The organism is Brevundimonas sp. (genome assembly GCF_032107865.1).
In the GTDB taxonomy this organism is placed as follows: domain Bacteria; phylum Pseudomonadota; class Alphaproteobacteria; order Caulobacterales; family Caulobacteraceae; genus Brevundimonas.
Window position 1 is genome coordinate 1 of the sequence record NZ_DAMCNG010000104.1, and the last position, 324, is coordinate 324.

At 73.1% G+C, this 324-nt stretch carries 1 pseudogene; it reads left to right on the forward strand.

The features are described 5' to 3' along the window. Positions 1-324, forward strand: a pseudogene (locus tag RT567_RS09910) (zinc carboxypeptidase); the annotation flags it as partial.

A 324-nucleotide genomic window follows, 5' to 3' on the forward strand; every position in this document is an offset into this window, starting at 1 on the left:
GCTCGCCACCTCCTGGGTCTCCAGCGGCCCCAGCGTCGGCTCGGACAAGGCGACCGTCATCGCCGCCCCGCGCGTCGCCATGGCCTGGGACGACCCGACCGAGCCGGAATCCGCCGGCTCCATCCGCCATGTGCTGGAGCGCGAATACGGCTGGCCGGTCACGGCCGTGCGCACCCGCCGCCTGGCGAACGCCGACCTGTCCCGCTACCAGGTGCTGATCCTGCCGTCGGGCGGCAACTATGAGCAGATCCTGGGCGAAAGCGGCGTCGCCAACCTGCGCGCCTGGGTCCAGGCGGGCGGCGTACTGATCGGCGTCGGCTCGGC